The 19,269-nt window shown below is 57.9% G+C and carries 18 protein-coding genes and 1 pseudogene; 11 read left to right on the top strand and 8 right to left on the bottom strand.

The window, feature by feature from the left end:
- Nucleotides 1–9 precede the first annotated feature (9 nt).
- The 3 genes from PMI23_RS04255 to PMI23_RS04245 are packed head-to-tail and all read left to right on the top strand — an operon-like array spanning nucleotide 10 to nucleotide 1,936.
- Nucleotides 10–852 (top strand): DODA-type extradiol aromatic ring-opening family dioxygenase, encoded by an 843-nt coding sequence (locus PMI23_RS04255; protein ID WP_007910317.1) that lies wholly within the window; start codon nucleotides 10–12, stop codon nucleotides 850–852.
- Entirely contained in the window at nucleotides 845–1,516 is a 672-nt protein-coding gene (locus tag PMI23_RS04250; protein ID WP_007910318.1) for an alpha/beta hydrolase, read from the top strand. Before PMI23_RS04255 ends, PMI23_RS04250 begins: the two co-directional genes overlap by 8 nt.
- Before the next feature lie 18 nt (nucleotides 1,517–1,534).
- The gene (locus PMI23_RS04245) at nucleotides 1,535–1,936 is read left to right on the top strand and encodes a DoxX family protein (protein ID WP_007910319.1); all 402 of its coding nucleotides are present in this window, start codon (nucleotides 1,535–1,537) and stop codon (nucleotides 1,934–1,936) included.
- Between the two features lie 81 nt (nucleotides 1,937–2,017).
- Here the strand turns inward: PMI23_RS04245 and PMI23_RS04240 are convergent, their stop codons facing one another.
- A complete protein-coding gene (locus PMI23_RS04240; protein ID WP_007910320.1) occupies nucleotides 2,018–2,899 on the bottom strand; it encodes a LysR family transcriptional regulator in 882 nt (293 codons plus the stop codon).
- 167 nt (nucleotides 2,900–3,066) lie between these two features.
- On the opposite strand from PMI23_RS04240, the gene PMI23_RS04235 reads away from it, so the two are divergent.
- The 7 genes from PMI23_RS04235 to gfa all read left to right on the top strand — a co-directional run bounded on the left by PMI23_RS04235 (nucleotide 3,067) and on the right by gfa (nucleotide 9,255).
- A complete protein-coding gene (locus tag PMI23_RS04235; RefSeq protein WP_007910321.1) occupies nucleotides 3,067–4,074 on the top strand; it encodes an LLM class oxidoreductase in 1,008 nt (335 codons plus the stop codon).
- Complete coding sequence (locus PMI23_RS04230; protein ID WP_007910322.1) at nucleotides 4,071–4,871, top strand: sugar phosphate isomerase/epimerase family protein; 801 nt, start codon at nucleotides 4,071–4,073, stop codon at nucleotides 4,869–4,871. The genes PMI23_RS04235 and PMI23_RS04230 overlap by 4 nt, the downstream gene beginning before the upstream one ends.
- 16 nt (nucleotides 4,872–4,887) lie before the next feature.
- Nucleotides 4,888–5,694: a sugar phosphate isomerase/epimerase family protein gene (locus tag PMI23_RS04225; RefSeq protein ID WP_007910324.1), complete on the top strand. Its 807-nt coding sequence runs from the start codon at nucleotides 4,888–4,890 to the stop codon at nucleotides 5,692–5,694.
- Nucleotides 5,695–5,736: 42 nt separating this feature from the next.
- Nucleotides 5,737–6,720, top strand: a complete 984-nt coding sequence (locus PMI23_RS04220; RefSeq protein WP_007910326.1) for an LLM class flavin-dependent oxidoreductase — start codon at nucleotides 5,737–5,739, stop codon at nucleotides 6,718–6,720.
- Between the two features lie 79 nt (nucleotides 6,721–6,799).
- On the top strand, nucleotides 6,800–7,174 hold the full coding sequence (locus tag PMI23_RS04215) for an ArsR/SmtB family transcription factor (RefSeq protein WP_007910334.1): 375 nt from the start codon (nucleotides 6,800–6,802) through the stop codon (nucleotides 7,172–7,174).
- Between the two features lie 327 nt (nucleotides 7,175–7,501).
- Nucleotides 7,502–8,611 carry an S-(hydroxymethyl)glutathione dehydrogenase/class III alcohol dehydrogenase gene (locus tag PMI23_RS04210; protein ID WP_007910335.1) on the top strand — a complete coding sequence of 370 codons (1,110 nt, stop codon included), beginning with the start codon at nucleotides 7,502–7,504 and terminating at the stop codon, nucleotides 8,609–8,611.
- 65 nt (nucleotides 8,612–8,676) lie between these two features.
- Nucleotides 8,677–9,255: an S-(hydroxymethyl)glutathione synthase gene (gene gfa, locus PMI23_RS04205; RefSeq protein WP_007910336.1), complete on the top strand. Its 579-nt coding sequence runs from the start codon at nucleotides 8,677–8,679 to the stop codon at nucleotides 9,253–9,255.
- Between the two features lie 118 nt (nucleotides 9,256–9,373).
- Here gfa and PMI23_RS04200 read toward each other — a convergent pair whose 3' ends face one another.
- From PMI23_RS04200 to PMI23_RS04175, 6 genes are all read right to left on the bottom strand, one after another.
- Complete coding sequence (locus PMI23_RS04200; RefSeq protein WP_007910337.1) at nucleotides 9,374–10,498, bottom strand: glycerol dehydrogenase; 1,125 nt, start codon at nucleotides 10,496–10,498, stop codon at nucleotides 9,374–9,376.
- 74 nt (nucleotides 10,499–10,572) lie between these two features.
- On the bottom strand, nucleotides 10,573–11,355 hold the full coding sequence (locus PMI23_RS04195) for a (S)-acetoin forming diacetyl reductase (RefSeq protein ID WP_007910339.1): 783 nt from the start codon (nucleotides 11,353–11,355) through the stop codon (nucleotides 10,573–10,575).
- 59 nt (nucleotides 11,356–11,414) lie between these two features.
- Nucleotides 11,415–12,746: a carbohydrate porin gene (locus tag PMI23_RS04190; protein ID WP_007910341.1), complete on the bottom strand. Its 1,332-nt coding sequence runs from the start codon at nucleotides 12,744–12,746 to the stop codon at nucleotides 11,415–11,417.
- Between the two features lie 113 nt (nucleotides 12,747–12,859).
- Complete coding sequence (gabD, locus tag PMI23_RS04185) at nucleotides 12,860–14,308, bottom strand: NADP-dependent succinate-semialdehyde dehydrogenase (protein WP_007910343.1); 1,449 nt, start codon at nucleotides 14,306–14,308, stop codon at nucleotides 12,860–12,862.
- On the bottom strand, nucleotides 14,305–15,984 hold the full coding sequence (locus PMI23_RS04180) for a flavin-containing monooxygenase (protein ID WP_007910345.1): 1,680 nt from the start codon (nucleotides 15,982–15,984) through the stop codon (nucleotides 14,305–14,307). The genes gabD and PMI23_RS04180 overlap by 4 nt, the downstream gene beginning before the upstream one ends.
- A gap of 126 nt (nucleotides 15,985–16,110) precedes the next feature.
- Complete coding sequence (locus PMI23_RS04175) at nucleotides 16,111–16,911, bottom strand: SDR family NAD(P)-dependent oxidoreductase (protein ID WP_007910348.1); 801 nt, start codon at nucleotides 16,909–16,911, stop codon at nucleotides 16,111–16,113.
- 313 nt (nucleotides 16,912–17,224) lie between these two features.
- Between PMI23_RS04175 and PMI23_RS04170 the strand changes: the two genes are divergently transcribed.
- The gene (locus PMI23_RS04170; RefSeq protein WP_007910349.1) at nucleotides 17,225–19,093 is read left to right on the top strand and encodes a sigma-54-dependent Fis family transcriptional regulator; all 1,869 of its coding nucleotides are present in this window, start codon (nucleotides 17,225–17,227) and stop codon (nucleotides 19,091–19,093) included.
- A 42-nt stretch (nucleotides 19,094–19,135) separates the two neighbouring features.
- Here PMI23_RS04170 and PMI23_RS29725 read toward each other — a convergent pair.
- Nucleotides 19,136–19,269: pseudogene (locus PMI23_RS29725) on the bottom strand (electron transfer flavoprotein subunit alpha/FixB family protein); the annotation flags it as partial.

Below are 19,269 nucleotides of genomic sequence, written 5' to 3'. Positions count from 1 at the left end.
GCTTTCACCATGAACACCTCGTTCCCCCTGCTGTTTGTGTCTCATGGTGCTCCGCTGTTTGCCATCGAGCCCGGTCTGGCTGGTCCGCGTCTGGCCGAGCTCGGTCGCGAACTGCCGCGACCTGATGCCATTGTCATCCTGTCTCCGCACTGGATGACCCGTGGTGAAGTCAATGTCACGGCGAGCACCGCCCCGCAAACCATTCACGACTTCGGCGGTTTTCCCGACGAGTTGTACCAATTGCGCTACCCGGCACCGGGTGCCCCGATCCTGGCTGCCCACATCGTCAAACTGCTGCAGGCAGCAGGCTGGACATCCCGACTCGATCACCAGCGCGGGCTGGACCATGGGGCGTGGGTGCCACTGATGTACTTGGCGCCCGAAGCCGACATACCCGTGGTTCAGGTGTCGATGCCCGCGCGGCTCGATACCCATCAGGCCTGGAAACTCGGTGAAGCGCTTAAACCACTGCGTGACATGAACGTGCTGATCGTAGCGTCCGGCAGCCTGACTCATAACTTGTATGAGTTTCGCGGAGCGACCCGCGAGGGTGCGGATTACGTGAAGGCCTTCGCGGCCTGGACCGCGCAAACACTGCGTGCCGGGCAAACCGATCAACTCCTGGATTACCGGCAACAGGCGCCCTCTGCCGAGCGCGCTCACCCGACAGATGAGCACTTTTTGCCGTTGCTGATCGCTCTGGGTGCCGCCGGCGAACGTTATGACACCCGCGTGCTGGAAGGCGGCGTGTCCTACGGCGTGCTGGCGATGGACAGTTACCTGTTTTCCTCGAAAAACGAAGATGGATCTGAATCCACTCCTCTCAATCAAGGCGTTACCAACCATGCGTGATACGACTTTTTCCGAAGCGGCCCGCGAGCCGCAATCGGGCCTCTTTTTCCGCAAGGGCTGCAGCGTTGCAGCGCCCAAGGGCCGACTGATTCTGCTGCACGGCGTGGGGTCGAATGAAGCCAACCTTGCGTCTATGGCTCAATCGCTACCCGAAGGTCTGGAAGTGATTTTGCTGCGTGCTCCCCTGCAGGTCGGGCCTCAGGGCTTCGCCTGGTATCAGGTGAACTTCACCAGTAATGGCCCTTCGTTCAATCAAGAACAAGCAGAAGCCAGCCGGCATCTGCTGCACACCTTTATAGACGCACTGCCCCAGTTGCCGACGGTCATCGCAGGCTTCAGTCAGGGCGGCATCATGAGCGCGAGTCTGGGCGTGACCGAGCCTGAACTGGTGCAAGGTTTTGCGATTCTCAGCGGCCGAATGCTGCGCGAGATTGCTCCGAAGGTCGCCTCGCCTGAGCGTCTCAAGTCAGTGTCGGCATTCATCGCTCACGGTCACCACGACGGCGTATTGCCAGTGGACTGGGCAAAGGAAGCGGACGCTTGGCTGGATCGAATCGGCGTCGTCCACGAAACCCATTTCTACGAAATGGCCCACGAGATCATCGCTGAAGAACTGGCTGACTTCTCGACATGGCTGACCCAAACGCTGTCACTGACTCATTAAACAAAAAGGAGCTACACCATGATTGACTCTCGCACCGCCCCCTACGCTGCATTTGTGATGCGCCTCGCCCTGGGCATCATGTTTATCGCTCACGGCCTGACCAAAGTGTTTGTTTTCACGCCCGCAGGTACCGCAGGTTTTTTTGAATCCATCGGTTTTCCGGGCTTCCTCGCTTACCCGGTCATGGCATTTGAAGTGATCGGCGGCTTGATGTTGGTATTGGGTGTTTACGCACGCTGGGTGGCCGCCTTGGCGGTGGTTCAGCTGTTCGTCGCCGCAACCGTCCACTTCGGCAACGGCTGGAGTTTCACCAATGCCAACGGCGGCTGGGAATACCCGATCTATTTGTCCGTGACGGCATTGGTTGTTGCACTGCTGGGTGACGGCGCCTTTGCCGCGAAGGCATCCCGCACAGCGTAACTCTCTGCGTAGTACTTGAATGCCGATGCACTGGAGCAATCCAGTGCATCGGCGTTTTGCGTTGTGGTCAACGGTGGCACATCACGCCAGTCGCTCAGTCATGAAGCTGACGAACGCTTTTATTTTCGGCAAAGGGTGGCGACTGGATGGCCAAAGAATGCTGAACGTACGGTGATCGCTCATGTAGCGATCCAGAAGCGCAACCAATCTTCCATCGGTGATGGCATCTTCGACAAAAAAATCCGGCAGGCACGCGATTCCCAATCCAGCCTCAGCCATCGCCATGAGCGGCTCTATCGCATTGGCGGTTGCCGACTGCCCGGGTTCATAGCTGTCCTGACCCTTTTTTGTCAGCAGTGGCCAAGGGTCGAGTTTGCCACTGGTTGGATACCGGTAACGGAGGCAGGAATGGCCGGCGAGATCTGACGGCCGTGCAGGCGTACCACGGGTTGCAAGGTAGTCAGGCGATGCAACGAGCCGATGGCTGTAGCCATTGAGCTTGCGCATTGTCAGGCGCGAGTCTTCGACCTCACCGATACGCATCACCGCATCAAAACCCTCCTCGATGACGTTGACCAGCCGATCACTGAATTCAAGCTCCAGCTCCACGTCGGGATAGGCCTGCTGAAACGCAATCAAGTGAGGCATCAAACGCATGCCCAACTGGGGCAAGCCCAGACGCAATTTGCCCTGGGGTTTACCAGCAGCCTCGGTGATCTCCCGTTTGGCGACCTCATACTCCGCAAAAATACGGTGACAGCGCTCAAGGAACACACTGCCCTCGGAGGTCAGCGTTATCGCGCGTGTGGAGCGGTGAAACAACCTGACGCCGAGTTCTTCCTCCAAACGTGCCACGGCCTTGCTGACAGCCGATGAAGATACGCCAGTTCTTCGTCCAGCCTCGGTAAAGCTGCGCGTTTGCGCGGCCTGAACGAACGCGCCGAGCGCTCCAAAATGGTCCATGACGACTCCGATCTATTTGAGCGTTTTATTCATAAATGTTCGGAACTGCATCCTGTTTTTCTTTCACATCATACAACCTATAGTCACCGAAATCGTGGCTTCACCCCAAGGCGTATCGCCTCGCGAAGCCTCTGCCATCCTGGATTACAGAAGAGCCCTCGAAAATCATGTCCTCTCGCTATACGAGTGCGCCGGAACTGCAACAGCACCGCGGTTATGCGCGGGTTTTTCAGCCCGGTCATCTGACGTTTGGCTTCATCGCCCCCTTGGAAAGTTACCCCGACAGTCCGGGTCCGACTCTGCAGGATCATGCGCAGTTGGCTCGCCGGGTTGATGAGGCTGGTTTTTCCGCCATCTGGCTTCGCGATGTACCGTTCTATGACCCGAACTTCGGTGATGTGGGGCAGATTCTTGACCCTCTGGTGTACGCCGGATTTCTGGCTGGCGTGACCCGTAATATCGCCATCGGTACCGCGGGCATCGTTCTCCCTTTACGCGATCCATTGATCGTTGCCAAACAGGCCGCGAGCATCGATCAGTTGCTAGGGGGACGATTTATCCTCGGGCTGGCCACCGGCGACCGTCCGGTGGAATACCCTGCTTTCGGGTTTGATTTCAATAATCGCGCCGAGCGTTTCCGTGATGCGCTGGCGATCATCCGCGCTGCAACCGAAACCCACTGGCCAGTGCATGCCTCTAAGTTTTATGGCCAGTTGAATGGTGATATCGACCTTATCCCCAAGCCTGTGGGTTCACGCCTGCCGACCATTATTGTGGGTCAGGCCGGCCAGTCGCTGGAGTGGATTGGCGAAAACACCGACGGCATTCTCTCGTATATCTCCAATCCGATCCTGATTCCGCAAATCATCGAACGCTGGCGCACGGTCTATGGCCAGGGGATTTACAAGCCCTACGGCTACGGCACCCTGTTTGATCTGGACCGCGACCCGAACTTTCCACTGCAGGCGGGTCGGGTGCTGCGTGCCGGTCGCAACGCATTGATCGAGCATTGGAAGCGTCAACAGGATCAGGGCGTCGGTCACGTTGCCCTGCACTTCAAACCTCAGCGACGTCACGCCTCGGAAGTCATCGATGAGCTGGGCGAATACCTCCTCCCACACTTCCCCAGTGCATCACTTCCGGTCGAACCCTCACCCATGCAGGCCCGCTCATGAATCGCCCTCTTCATCACATGGATTTCATCTTTCAGACCGCATTGGGCACTTACCCGTTGGCAGCACAGTGCGAAATGCTCGCCGAACTCGGCTACCAAGGGATGACGATATCTGCCTGGAGTAAAGACTTGCAGTCGATTGCCCAGGTCAAACCCACTTGGGGCCTGGACGTAGGTGCCGTCTACCTGATCTATCGCCAAGGTCTGGAATCGTTTGTAACCAACATCTTCGAAACCATTGAGGGCTGCACCACGATTGAGCTGGCCCTGCATTCAGGCGACGAAGTCACCGACGCTGACCGCAGAATGCTTGAGCACCTGCTGCCGATCTGCGAGCGTCGAGGCCTTGAGATCAATCTTTATCCCCACGCGCGCTACGGCATGCAGACAACCGCCGAAGCCGTGGCACTGTGCGAAGAGTTCAACCACCCGCTACTCAATATCGTTTTCAACGGTTATCACTGGTATGCGATGCAGGAGCAGGCTCTTGAACAGCGTCTTGATGCGGTTTGGCCCTGGCTGAAACAGGTCAATATCGCCGGCACCCGGCGCTCGCCACTGGGATGGGGCGGCCTGGCGACAATCGAACCGCTCGATGAAGGGGAAATGGACAACTTCGTGTTGTTGGGCGCCCTCGAACGTCGTGGTTTCGACGGACGCTTTGGCGTTCTTGGCTGGGAGAGTATGGGCGGTGACGTCTATGGCAACCTGCGCCGTTCGGTCACTGCGTTTCGCTCCATGGAGCACCGGTTGGCGGTTCATCCCGAATGGTCCGTTCTGACCGACTCACCGCGCTGAGCCCAGGAGATAAATCATGGCTCATCGTATCCATGCACTCGATTCATTTTTCTACTCATCGATGGGCGTTTACGCCTTTCAAACGCAGTGCGAAATGTTGGCCGAACTGGGTTATGACGGCATCACTGTCGCGGCCTGGGGTGGTACACCGCTGACCGATCTCACTTTATTGCCCCGTGTCAGGGAAACCCACGGCTTGCACGTCGAGGGGCTTTATCTGGTGCTACACGAGGGGCGTAACGACAGTCTGATACAACGCATCGTTGAAACCGTCGAAGGTGTCGAGCTTATCGAGCTGGCGATACAAACCAGCGTCAATGGTGCTCAAGCCATTCTTGGATTCATCGAGTCGCTGCTGCCCATTGCCGAGCAGCGTGGACTGCGAATCGCGCTGTATCCCCATCTGCATCATGTGACCCAGACTACCGAACAAGTCGTGCAGATCTGCGAACTGTTTGCTCACCCGTGCCTGGGTGCCTCGTTCAATGGTTATCACTGGTACGCCAGCCAGGAAGGAGCGCTTGAAGCACGCCTCTTGGCAATGAAGCCATGGCTGATGCAAGTGGTGACGTCCGGTAGCGCGCTTTCGCAACTGGGCTGGGGCGGCGTGGCCACGATGGAGCCGGTTGATCGTGGCGAGATGGACAACTTCGCGTTGATTGCCGCGCTGAATCGCGTTGGCTACACCGGCAGCATTGGCGTGCTCGGCTGGGATTATGGTGGCGACATCTACCTGAAACTCCAGCGATGCCTCGCAACGCTGCGCGATATTGATCGACGCCTTGAAGCCCATCCGCAATGGGCGAACTTCCCATTGAAGTAAGACCGCATTGCCTTGTGAACCCGATTTGAAATGGAGCCTGTAATGACAGCCCTCTCTGTACTGGATCTGATGATGATTGGCGAAGACAAAACCTTCGCTGACACCCTTGATGATGCGGTTGCGCTGGCGCAACACGTGGAAGCTCACGGTTATAAACGCTACTGGATCGCCGAGCATCACGACCTGCCGGGTATCGCATCCTCGGCGACCACCCTGCTGATTCAGCATCTGGCGGCAGCAACACGCACCCTGCGCGTAGGCTCTGGCGGGATCATGCTGCCTAACCACTCGCCCCTCGTAGTCGCGGAGCAGTTCGGAACGTTGGAAACGTTATTTGCGGGGCGTATCGATCTGGGCATTGGCAGAGCGCCTGGATCAGCCGGGCCAGCAATCCGCGCCTTGCGCGGCGACGCCTCCGAACGCGACTTCACGCAAGACCTGCGACAAGTGCAGGACTATCTGACGGACAACGGCAAACAGCCGGTGCGGGCAATCCCGGGGCACCACGACATCCCGCTCTGGTTGCTGGGTTCCAGTATCAACAGTGCTGACCTTGCGGCAAAAATGGGATTGCCCTATGCATTCGCTTCGCATTTTGCCCCGCGTTTTTTGATGGAAGCGATTAACCACTACCGCAGTACGTTCCGACCCTCGACCGTTTTAAGCAGCCCCTATGTTATCGCTGGTGCAAATGTCTTCGCGGCCCCTTCCCGGGCCGAGGCTGACTACATCGCCAGCTCACATCGACAGTGGGTCAGCCATTTGTACGCTGGTAAGGCAGGCCCATTACCGCGTCCGGAAGAAGGCTATATGGAGCGGATCTCCGCCTATGATCGACAGAGCCTGGCCCAAGCCATGTCTTGCACTGCAGTGGGTGACGTGGACGATGTCGGCAGTTGGCTGCGCCAGTTCATCGCTACCACTCAGGTGGATGAAGTGATCATCGATGCGAGGATTTATGACCCCGCGGCACGTTGCCGCTCGTATCAGATTGCCGCCGAATCCATTGCCGACCTGCTCGACTGATGCCAGTCGGATGTCGTGTGCACTGTCTGTGCAGGCCTCGACATGAGGCTTGCCAGCGCTATGAAATCGAGGATCAGACATGTCCAATACTGATCAGCAAGCGATGCTCGCTTCGCCTTCGCCTTCCCCTCAATTGATCCTGCATGCGATCGCACACCCGCTGAGACGAAAGATACTTGGCTGGCTGAAAGACGCGATTCGGTATTTCCCTCAGCAAGCCTACGGTCGCGAATTCGGCGTGTGCGCTGGCCAGATTGCCCTGCGTTGCGGGCTGGCACAATCGACGGTGTCCCAGCACTTGTCATTGCTCAAGAAGGCCGAATTGATCGAGGAACACAGAGTCGGTTCTGTACATTTTTTTACGCGAAACGAGGTCACGCTTCAGCGCTTTACTCATCAACTGGCTGACCTGTTGGCCCACCCGCTGAGAGCGGCAAATCACCAGACCGATTGAGCGTCTACCTGCGTGAGCCGTTAGCGCTCAGTTGATTAGAAACAAACCGACCGTAGTCACCAAACAGAACGGGCATGTTTGTTTTTCTGATGAACGCCTAAGCTTTCCGGTAACCCGATTCCCGCGATTGACGCCCTTGTCCGGATACTCCGTTGCACTACAAATAGTGCTGATGGAGACGTTCCGGCTGCTTTCGCCCCGCTTGGCAAAAACTCATCGATGAATAGGGTCAGTGGTGGGTACTGAGCTCATGCCATCGCCTGCAAGCCTCTTCGATCCAGACCAACGCCTCGGCCTGAAAGTATTACCACTTGGAGATAAAGCTTTATGAAATCCCGTGCTGCAGTTGCATTTGAACCCGGCAAGCCACTTCAGATTGTCGAGATCGACGTTGCGCCGCCACGCGCTGGCGAGGTGCTGATCAAGATTACCGACACCGGTGTGTGCCATACCGATGCCTTCACGCTGTCGGGCGATGATCCCGAGGGTCTGTTTCCTGTTGTATTAGGGCACGAAGGTGCAGGCGTGGTCGTTGAGGTCGGTGAAGGCGTTACCAGCCTCAAGCCCGGTGATCATGTCATTCCGCTTTATACCGCCGAATGTGGCGAGTGCCTGTTCTGCAAGTCTGGCAAAACCAACCTGTGCGTCGCCGTCCGTGAAACACAAGGCAAAGGCGTGATGCCGGATGGCACCACTCGGTTTTCCTACAATGGTCAACCGCTATACCACTACATGGGTTGCTCGACGTTCAGCGAGTACACCGTGGTGGCTGAAGTATCCGTCGCAAAGATCAATCCGCAGGCCAACCATGAGCATGTATGCCTGCTTGGCTGCGGCGTCACCACCGGCATTGGTGCAGTGCACAACACGGCCAAGGTGCAACCGGGAGACACCGTCGCGGTATTCGGACTCGGTGGTATCGGGCTCGCCGTGATTCAAGGCGCGCGTCAGGCCAAAGCCGGACGCATTATTGCCGTCGACACCAACCCTGGCAAATTTGAGCTCGCCCGGTCTTTCGGCGCCACTGACTGCATCAACCCGAAGGATCATGATAAGCCTATCCAGCAAGTCATCATCGAAGCGACCGGATGGGGTGTCGACCACTCGTTCGAATGCATCGGTAACGTTCATGTCATGCGCGCCGCGCTGGAAAGTGCACACCGTGGCTGGGGCCAATCGATCGTCATCGGTGTAGCAGGTGCCGGGCAGGAAATTTCGACCCGTCCGTTCCAGCTCGTCACCGGGCGTACCTGGAAAGGCTCCGCTTTCGGCGGCGTCAAAGGTCGCACTCAGCTGCCAAAAATGGTTGAGGACGCGATGAAAGGTGAAATCGAGCTCGCGCCTTTCGTGACGCACACCATGCCATTGGAGCGCATCAATGAAGCGTTCGACCTGATGCATGAAGGCAAGTCGATCCGCACTGTCATCAAGTACTGAAGTTAGGCTCAGGGCCGCAAGGCCCTGTCGCCTTCCCACGCTCGTTATCGATCTGGAGATACCTTGTGACCGAGATAAAACTTCATCCTTCCCTGGATAGCGGTCTATCCCCTGCCGCCACGAACTTTGCCGGAGGCACGCTGCAATGCCTGTGCCCCACCGATAAAGTCGAAATTGCCATCGATGCTCAGACACTTCATAACCACGCTTGTGGTTGCAGTAAATGCTGGAAACCGGAGGGTGCCAAATTCGCCGTGATCGCGGTCGTGCCACGGGCGAATGTCAGCGTCACCGCAAACGCGCAGAAGCTCGCTATCGTTGACGATACGGCGGTTATTCAGCGCCATGCCTGCAAGGCGTGTCATGCACACCTGTACGGACGTATCGAGAACAAGGATCACGCGTTTTATGGTCTGGACTTCGTTCATACCGAATTGTCCCCGCAAACGGGCTGGTCTGCACCGGGGTTCGCGGCGTTCGTTTCTTCGATCATTGAAACCGGCACCCCTCCTGAGCAGATGAAGGGCATCCGTACACGTCTGCGCTCAATCGGACTGGAGACCTACGACTGCCTATCCCCGGACTTGATGGATGTATTGGCAACCCAAGTCGCCAAGCTCAAAGGCATCGCGCAGACTCACTGATACGGGTAACCGTCAGTTCTGCACTAAAAAAGGCGCCTCCAATCGATTTGAACAATTGACGGCGCCAAACCGTTTTCGAGCGCTGTAAACGCCTCAACACGGGCACCCAATCAAGTGGCTAGTGCACAGCCTTTTGTCGCTTGAAACCACGCAGCAATGCGTCAGTCGCCACGATCGCGTCATACACAAGGTCCGGCGTCACCGTGAAAGGCATGTTGTGCATCGTGTCGTTTTTATCGCAGGCCAACTCGGCGACTTTTCTCCACTCCGCTTCTTTGAAGTGTTTGAGCCCCAAGTCTTCGAGCGTCAGAGGCAAACCCACGGCCATGGCAATGTCCACCACCTCCTCAATCTCCGCCATAGGTGCAGCTTCCATCACGAGCTGGGTGAACAGGCCGAACACAACCTTTTCTCCGTGCTGCGCGCCGTGCAGATCATGCACGTTGGTCATCCCGTTATGGATCGCATGCGCAGCGGCGCAACCACCCGACTCAGCCCCGACCGCCGACATGTAGATGGTGGCCTCAATCGTATTCTCCAGGGCGGCGGTAATGGCTTTCTTCTGCACTGCGAATGCCGCTTGGGCCGAATACTTTTTGATGGTCTCGTAGCACTTTTGCGCAATCGCAAACCCGATCAATGTGGGTTTGAGCATCTTGCCGTCATTGCCCAGGATCAGATTGTCGCGATGCGCGGAAAAACACGCCCGCGCCTCGAAATATGTGGCCAGACCGTCACCCACGCCCGCAGCAAAAAAACGCGGGGGTTGCTCGGCCAGAATGCGTGTATCGGCTAAAACAACGTCCGGGTTTTTGGATAAAAACAAATAGCGATTAAACGTATCGTCTTCGTTGTAAATCACCGAAATCGCAGTACAGGGCGCGTCCGTAGAGGCTAGGGTAGGCAGGATCAGCACGGGTTTTTCCAGGAAGTGTGCCGCCGCCTTAGCGGTATCCAGTGTTTTCCCGCCCCCTATCCCGACGACATAATCAGCACCACGCGCCGCTTCCACGTGCCGGTTGATTTCACTGTCGCAACACTGCCCTCCAAACACCGCCAACTCTGCGCGTTGTTCGTTGTTGAACCCTGGCATCGCTTTCTCATGAACCCGGCCAACGATAAATTGATCGCAGATCAGATACGCATTGGCCCCGAAGGCCTTACCATGGACCGCTAAATTTACCAACGCATCGGCCTGGACCAGAAATTTGCCCGGCGATGCAATACATTTGGTGATAGTCATCTCTTTCCCTCACGTCGCATGCGTGAAACGCTCAACGGGTGCACGCTTGAGCGCTCCTCTGCAAGAATGACGAATCAGTTAAATACCATTCCGCCATCAATGATCACGGCCTGCCCTGTCATGTAGTCAGAGTCAGGGCCAGACAGAAACGAAACACAGGCTGCCACGTCCTCGGGCTGGGAAAGCCGTTTCAAGGTGATGTGCTGGGCAAATTGTTCCATCCCCCATTCAATGCTTTGATTGGCGTTATCAGCCACGTCCTGGGCAACCTTGCGCATCATCGGTGTATTTACGATGCCAGGGCAGTAGGCGTTTACCGTAATACCCAGATGAGCCAATTCCCGAGCTGCGGTCTGGGTGATACCACGCACGGCAAACTTGGTCCCGCCGTACACAGCCAGGTCAGGGTTGCCGATATGACCCGCCTGCGAAGAAGCGCTGATGATTTTGCCGCCGTGACCTAACGCCTTGAACGCCTTTACTGCTGCCTGTATGCCCCAGAGCACACCGCCCACGTTGATGTCGAACGTGCGGCGATAGATCTCTGGCGTAATCGATTCGATGGGCGCAATGGGCGCAATGCCTGCGTTATTGATGACCACATGCAGGTCACCCAAACCATCCACCGCTGCCTGCACGGCCTTGAAAACATCCTCGCGGTCGGCCACATCGACCTTAATCGCCAGGGCTTTGCCGCCGGTTCTCCTGATGTTTTCGGCCACCTGACAGGCTGTTTCAAGGTTCATATCGGCACAGGCTACGGCGAAACCATCGGCCGCCATGCGCAAGGCAATGGCCTCTCCGATCCCTTGACCGGCACCGGTTACAAAAGCGACTTTTCCCAAGGACTTAGTCATGCTGGTGTTCCTTCTTATTCGTGATGGGGGTTACAGACTGCTCACACACCTGCCCAAGCTCAGAAGCTTGCCTGCAGCTTCATACCGGCGACCCAGGCATTGTCCACCTCGTATACGCCACCTGGATTGCGCACGTACTGCACGTTCGGGCGCACGGTCAGCCAGTTGGTCACGTGTACGCCGTAATTAAGTTCGATGTTGTATTCGCTGTGCTGCACAGGAACGTACTGTGGGTCGTCGTAATCACTGATGCCCGTGGTGTCGTTGATAAGGCGCTGGCGCTTGGTCACGTCGTCATTCACCTTGAGACGTGCGATACCCACGCCGAGGTCATCTTGGGGCCGCGCATCAAACGGGCCTTTGTAGACCGCGCCGATATTCTGGAAGCTTTCGATACCGCTGGTGGCTTTGTCATGCACGGTCAGGCTGGCAAAAACACTCAGACCGCGCGAAGCATCGCCGTTACGGGTTGTGAGCTGCTGTTGGCCGATTATCCATGCGCCGTGTTTGCTACTGCGTGACTTTGGCGCCTGGCCGGTCAACACCTGCGGGTTACCGTTGACGTCGTCGTACAGATCGTTGGCGCTGGCACTGCTGTGGTAGTAACCCAAGCGGTATTCACCGGGTAAGGCATCTTTACCGACGGTTGGCTTCCAGATGACCTCCACCGGCACCAACGCGCCTTTGGTGCCACTGCCCCTGAGCTTGAAACCGTTGCCTGTCTCCAGGTACGACGGATTTTGCTCATACACCCCGACCTGCACCGCCCAGCGATCATCGAGGTTATAGCGCACGCGCCCGCCCCACTGGCTCACTGGTCCGCTGTACCAGACATCACCGGCGACGTTGCCGATGGGGGCACTGCAAAACGACAGACTCTGGAAGTCGCAGGGAAAACTGGCGAAGTCTTCGTTGACGCCCACGCGGCCGAACTTGAGATCCAGGGCGCTGTTGAAAAATTTCTGGCGGTACCACATCTGGGTCAGGCGCCAGGTCTGTCCCCTGCCCCACACCTCCTGCACCGAACTGAGTTGTGGCGCGCGGGGATCAGAAACGCGCTCGTTGGAGAGGTTGTTACCGTTGCGTTCCGTCACCAGCAACTGGAACTCTGCGTCATTCCAGCCGAGTAATTTTTGCAAGTCCAGGTGAGTGCCCAGTGCCCATTGCGCGGTGTAGCGCGCCGTACGGTCATGGTTATAGCCTCCGTGGACATTGGTGGCAGCTTCGCCGACGTAACCGACGATCACGTCAACGCCCTGTTCCAGTAGCTCACTGCGTACCCCGCCCCAATCTCCGGTCCCCCATCTCGAGGCGGCGTCGTCCGCCGAGGCCGGCACAGCGATGCATGACAGGAGCCCGAGCCCCAGCGGCAATTTCCAAGCGATGTTCATGTCGATTTATCCTATTGTTTTTATGTTTTACGACACAGCGTTGACCGGACCGCAGGGCAGCGCCCTGGCGGTCATTCAAGAAAGCAATCAGTTGAAAAATGGGGCGCTACAGATCAAATGCCGGCCAGGCACAGGTATTTGATCTCCAGGTAATCCTCCAGCCCGTATTTGGAGCCTTCGCGGCCAACACCCGACGCCTTGACCCCACCAAACGGCGCGGCTTCGGAGCTGATAATGCCGGTGTTGACTCCGACGATTCCGTACTCCAGCGCCTCGCCCAAACGAAACACCCGGCTCAGGTTTGCGGTGTAGAAATACGCCGCCAGGCCGAACTCGGTGTCGTTGGCTTTAGCGATGACCTCGGCGTCATCGAAGAAGCGAAAGACCGGTGCAAGCGGGCCGAAAGTCTCCTCTTTGGCGACGCGCGCGGTGTCCGGCACATCCACCAGGATCGTGGGCTCAAAGAAATTGGCGCCCTGGGTATGTGCACCACCGCCCTGGACTACCTTGGCGCCTTTGGCCAAGGCATCCTCAATATGCTCGCGTACCTTGGCGACGGCCTTGCCATCAATCAGCGGCCCAAGCGTGACGCCCTCGCTAAAACCATCGCCAATCTTCAGAGCGCCCACCGCGCAAGCCAGTTTGTCGACGAAAGCGTCATACACCTTGTCATGCACGTACAAGCGATTGGCGCAGACGCAGGTCTGCCCTGCATTGCGAAACTTCGAAGCGAGCGCACCCTCAACGGCAGCGTCCAGGTCGGCATCGTCGAATACAATAAAGGGCGCGTTGCCGCCCAGTTCCAGAGAGACTTTTTTGATGTCTTCAGCGCATTTTCCCATGATCTGGCGCCCGATCTCAGTGGACCCCGTGAAGGAAATCTTGCGTACGACCGGGTTGCTAGTCAGCTCCTCGGCAATCTCTGCCGCAGCACCCGTGACCACCGACAGCACACCTTTGGGAATGCCTGCCTGTTCGGCGAGGTACACCAGCGCCAGTGCCGAGAACGGCGTCTGGGAGGCCGGCTTGATGACCATTGTGCAACCCGCGGCCAGCGCCGGACCGGCTTTGCGGGTGATCATTGCGCTGGGAAAGTTCCACGGCGTAATGGCGGCGCAAACACCCACGGGCTGCTTGATGACCAGCAGACGCTTGTTCGTTGCGCCTGGGATGATATCGCCGTAGACCCGCTTCGCTTCCTCCGCATACCACTCGATATAGGACGCGGCGAAGACGATTTCACCCAGCGCTTCAGGCAGCGGCTTACCCTGCTCCAGCGTCATGATGTGCGCTAGGTCATGCTGGTTTTCGATAATCAAGTCGTACCAACGGCGCAGCGCATTGGCACGCGCCTTGGCCGACAGCTCACGCCAGGCCGGCAACGCGTGCTCAGCCGCTTCGATGGCCCGGCGTGTCTCAGCCTTGCCCATGCGCGGCACCTGGCCGATAGTGGCGCCCGTCGATGGGTTGCTCACCGTGATCGTGGCTTCGCTGTCTGCCGCCAGCCATTCACCGTCGATAAAGGCTTGATGACGCATGAGTTCGGGGTTGTTCAAGTTCATTGCAGGTTCTCCGTTACGCGACGCTTGGTCGCGCCTTCGAGACTGACGGCCTTGAACTTGAAGCCCCGGTAGTCATCGTTCTTGACCGCTGCCAAATGTTCGTTGAAGGCTCCCAATCCCCCCATGTAGAAATACACCTTGTTGCTTTTGCCGGGGATATTGGCACCGAAGATCCACGAATCAGTCTTGGCAAAAAGCGTTTGATCAGCAATGTCCTGGCAAGTCTTGCCCCATTCCTGCTCGCTTCGCGCAGACGGCTCCACACAGGCGAGCTCGTTCTGCTCCATGAAACCAACTAGGTCGCAGACCCACTCCACTTCGGTCTCAATCGTCGGCGGAAGATTGGTAAACGGACCGTTAGGCCCCAGGATCATGAACATATTCGGGAATTTGGCGGTGGCCACCGACAGGTAGCTGGACGGGCCGTCCGCCCAGTGATCTTTCATCGAGGTGTTGTCGCGCCCACGGATATCGATGCGCTTGTAGTTACCGTCCACGGCATCAAAACCGGTGGCAAACACCAACACATCCAGTTCGTGCTCAACCCCATCTGCCGTACGAATGCCCTTGGCAGTGATTTCTTCGATCGGGTTGGCCTTGACGTCCACCAGCGACACGTTGGCGCGGTTGAAGGTAGCGTAGTAACCGCTGTCACACAGCGGGCGCTTGGCGTAGAGATCGCGGGGCATCAACTTGCGGGCTGTTTCCGGATCCTTGACGATCTCGGCGATTTTCTCGCGAACGAAGTTTTGCGCCTCGATGTTGGCCTCTTCACTGGTGGCGATATCGTTAAAGGTCTGGAACATGTAGCGGAAACCGCCGCCGCCGTCCCAGGCGCGCTGGAAGATGGCTTTGCGTTCAGCAGCATCCACACTCATGGTGGGAATGTCGCTTTCGGGGAAGCCGAACGCCAGGCGCGAGGACCGCACCTCCTGCCAGATCGCGTCGTAGTTGCGTTTAATGTCGTCGACGTAATCACGACTGACCGGGCCGTTGCCCACCGGCACGGTGTACTGGGCAGAGCGCTGGAACACGGTGAGGTGGCCGACCGTCGGTGCGATCGCGGTGATGACCTGGCACCCTGTCGAACCCGTGCCGATCACACCTACGCGCTTGCCTTCCAGCACAGCGTCGGCCGGCCAGTTGGCAGTGTGATACATGCTCCCCTTGAACTGATCGAGGCCTTTGATCTTGGGCACATTCGTCGCGGACAACAGGCCCAGCGCCGTCACCAGGTATTTTGCGCTGTATTGATGACCATCATCGGCCGTGACCAGCCAGCGGCTGCTCTGCTCATCGAACACGGCGGCGGTGATGCCTGTTTCAAGCTGGATATCGCGGCGCAGGTCGTGGCGATCCACGGCGTGGTTCAGGTAGGACAGGATCTGTGGCTGGGTCAGGTAGCGCGTGGTGATGTCCCATTCCTGGCACAGTTCGCGGTCCCAGGAGAAGCAATAGACGAACGATTCACTGTCGGATAACGCGCCGGGGTAGCGGTTCCAGAACCAGGTACCTCCGATGCCACCGGCCTTGTCGAAGGCGCGCACCTTTAAGCCAAGTTCATCGCGCAATTTCTTGAGCATGTAAATGCCGCCGAAACCTGCACCAATCACAATAGCGTCGTAGTTGATAACGTCGGTTCCAACGGAACGTTTGGCCAGAACTGTAGTTGTCATTATGTTCTCCTGTTTCGATCAGAGCGCCTGCAGGCTTCAACGCAATAACAAAGTTGCAGGCAAGCCGTATCCGCTCCCCTGAATAAGAATTCAGCGGACGTAAACTTGATAAGTGAACGGGGTCAGTTAGAGCGAGAAGCCGCCATCAACAGCAATCGCCTGCCCGGTAACGTGTGGCGCGCACGCCAGGTAAACGGCCAATTGGCCCATGTCTTCCACTGTTTGCGCTTGCCCTTGAGGCAGCAGGCTGGACTGATGCCGCTCCCAGGATTGCACTTCGGTTTCGCCGGGTTGCGCCCAGCGCGCGGAAAGCCCCTCATCACCGCGCCACATCCCGGTGCCCACCACGCCTGGGCAGAGGGCGTTAACCGTGATGCCTTCGCGGGCAACTTCCTTGGCAAAGGCATTGGTAAAACCGATCACAGCGAACTTGGAGGCGCTGTAATGGGAGAGGTCCGGGAAACCGACTTTGCCGGCAATCGAGGCCAGATTGATGATGCGTCCGAAGTTATGCTCGCGCATCAGCTTGAGTTCGGCCTGGCAGCAGAGGAATACGCCACGGGCGTTGATGTTCATGATGCGGTCCCACTCGCTGACGGCCAACTCATCGACCCGACCGAGGCTGACAACGCCCGCGTTGTTGATCGCCACATCCAGGCGGCCAAAGTGCACCCTGACCTGCTCAATCAAACTGGCGACACTCTCGGGTTTGCTGACGTCAACTTGCAGGGCCACAGCCCGACGCCCCAGGGCCTGGACCAAGGCGGCAGCCTCTTGCGCGATCCCCAAGTCGTAATCGGCCAGCACCAGGTCAGCGCCCGCCTGGGCAAGGCTCAGCGCAATACCCTGGCCAATGCCACGGCCAGCGCCGGTCACCAGGGCAACCTTGCCGTTCAGGGAGAAATTCACAGCGTTGAATTCACTCATGTAGTGCCTCTGTCATTATTGTTGTTGAGATGCGACCGTTCGATGCGGTCTGCTGAGACAGACAGAGCAAGTGGGATGCCAACACCTTTATATCCAGCCACAAAGCCCGGAATAGAAGGCTCAATGCTTGATTAATCGCAATCGCCCCACTGCCTGTCGTAAGACATAACCGCTCCAGTCTCACGTGGGACGTTGCGAATACTGAGCGGTTATGTCTCACCGACACCGGCTGACGGATTCAGCTTGAAGGGATTGGCCAAGCCGCCTTTAATGGCCATCAACAGAAAAATAAGATCCAACCTTCGGAGGTACCATGTCCTCTGGTTTTTCGAAGACTCATGTGGAACACGTGAGTCGCGTATTGCGCACTGCCCAGAATGCCCCGACCCTGCCGGTGCCGAATGCCATCCTCGATTCCTGGCGTCGCTCGGTACAGCACTACAAGCTCGACCCGGGGTCCTTACAGGGACCGAGGGTGCTGGAGGCTCACCAGATCAATGAGCATCGCCAGCGTGTCGACGATTTCCTGCACCTGGCAGGTGATGAAATGTCACGTCTGCACAGCCGCGTACGCGACGCCGACTACTGTGTGATGCTCACCGATACCCTGGGATGTACCGTCGATTACCGGATCGACTCAGCCCTGCGTGGCGAGTACCGGCGCTCCGGCATGGACGTCGGCACATGCTGGTCGGAGAAGGAGGAAGGCACGACCGCCGTCAGCGCGGTGCTGATCGACAAGCTGCCGGTCACCGTGCACAAACTCGATCATTTTCGTGCTGCGTTTATCGGCAATACCTGCTCTGCGGCGCCGATTTTTTCCCCCAGCGGCGAGATCCTGGCAGTACTGGACGTGTCTTCAGTGCGTGCTCCGGATGACCGCCGCAGCCAGCATCTGATTCGGCAAATGGTCATTCAAAGCGCCACGGAACTCGAAAATGCCTACTTCATGTACAGCACCCAAGACCTGTGGGTATTACGGGCACACCCCCTGCCCGGCTATGTCGACAGCCAGCCGCAATGCCTGTTCGCCTGGGACCGGGATGGCCGCATAGAGGCGCTCAACCCCGCCGCGCGGCGCCTGCTGTTACAGAGCTGTGGTCGAATCCCCGCGCATATTGACGAAGCCTTCACCTCAGCAAAGTTGCCCGCCGCTGGGGATGACAGCCTCCACTTTCTGCCGTCGATAGGGTTGCATGTGCGCCTCAAGTCACCCCGTCGCCCCATCGGCGCCGCGGTAGCCGGCCACCCGGCATCAGCGCCGGACCCCAAGGTTGCACAGGCAATGGAGCTGGCGGTACGGGTCAAGGATCGTGGTCTCCCCGTGCTGATCCATGGTGAAACCGGTGCGGGCAAGGAGTTTTTTGCGCTGCAATTGCATGCCGCCAGCGAACGTCGGGATAAGCCCTTTGTCGCAGTGAATTGTGCGGCGATCCCCGAGAGCCTGATAGAGAGTGAATTGTTCGGTTATGCCGCAGGCGCCTTTACGGGCGCCTCAACCAAAGGCATGCGAGGCCTGTTGCAGCAGGCCGACGGCGGCACGTTGTTTCTCGACGAAATCGGCGACATGCCCCTGGCTTTGCAAACGCGCTTGTTGCGCGTACTCAGCGAAGGTGAAGTGGCCCCCCTGGGCGGCGCGCGCACCCAGGCCATCGATATTCAGGTGATTTGTGCCAGCCACCGCGACATTGCCACGCTGGTGGAAGCCGGCAGCTTTCGTGAAGATCTGTTTTTTCGCCTGAGCGGCGCACGCTTCGATATACCGCCACTACGCGAACGCAAAGACAAGCTGGCGTTGATCAACTCACTGCTGGACGACGAGTGCGAGCGCTCGGGCGAGCGTGTGGAACTGAGCGAATCTGCGCTGGAAATGCTGTTGAATTACAGCTGGCCGGGCAACATGCGGCAACTGCATCACGTGCTGCGATACGCCTGCGCTGTGTGTAAAAGCCAAGTGATCGGCGTAGATGATCTGCCAGTGACACTCGGCGCAAGTGCACCAGTGAAAGGCCAGGAGAACGTCAGCGGCAGCCCGGAACGCCAGGCGTTGATCGACACGCTTGTGCGCAACCGCTGGAAACCCCTGTTGGCCGCGCGAGAACTGGGGATCTCCCGTGCGACGCTGTACCGCAAAGTGAACTTGCATGGCATCAAAATGCCAGGCAAAGGATCGTACGACTGAACCTGCGGCAGGCGAGCGCTGCGCTCGCCTGCCGATGAGTTCTTACAGAAATTGCTGCAGCGCCGGTACGGCTTCGAACAAGTCCGCGACCAGGCCGTAATCGGCCACCTGGAAGATCGGTGCTTCTTCGTCCTTGTTGATCGCAACGATCACTTTGGAGTCTTTCATACCGGCCA

Origin of the sequence: Pseudomonas sp. GM24, from assembly GCF_000282235.1 — a bacterium.
Lineage (GTDB): Bacteria > Pseudomonadota > Gammaproteobacteria > Pseudomonadales > Pseudomonadaceae > Aquipseudomonas.
Note: the sequence above shows the minus strand (reverse complement) of the source record. Positions and strands in the feature narration are given on the sequence as shown.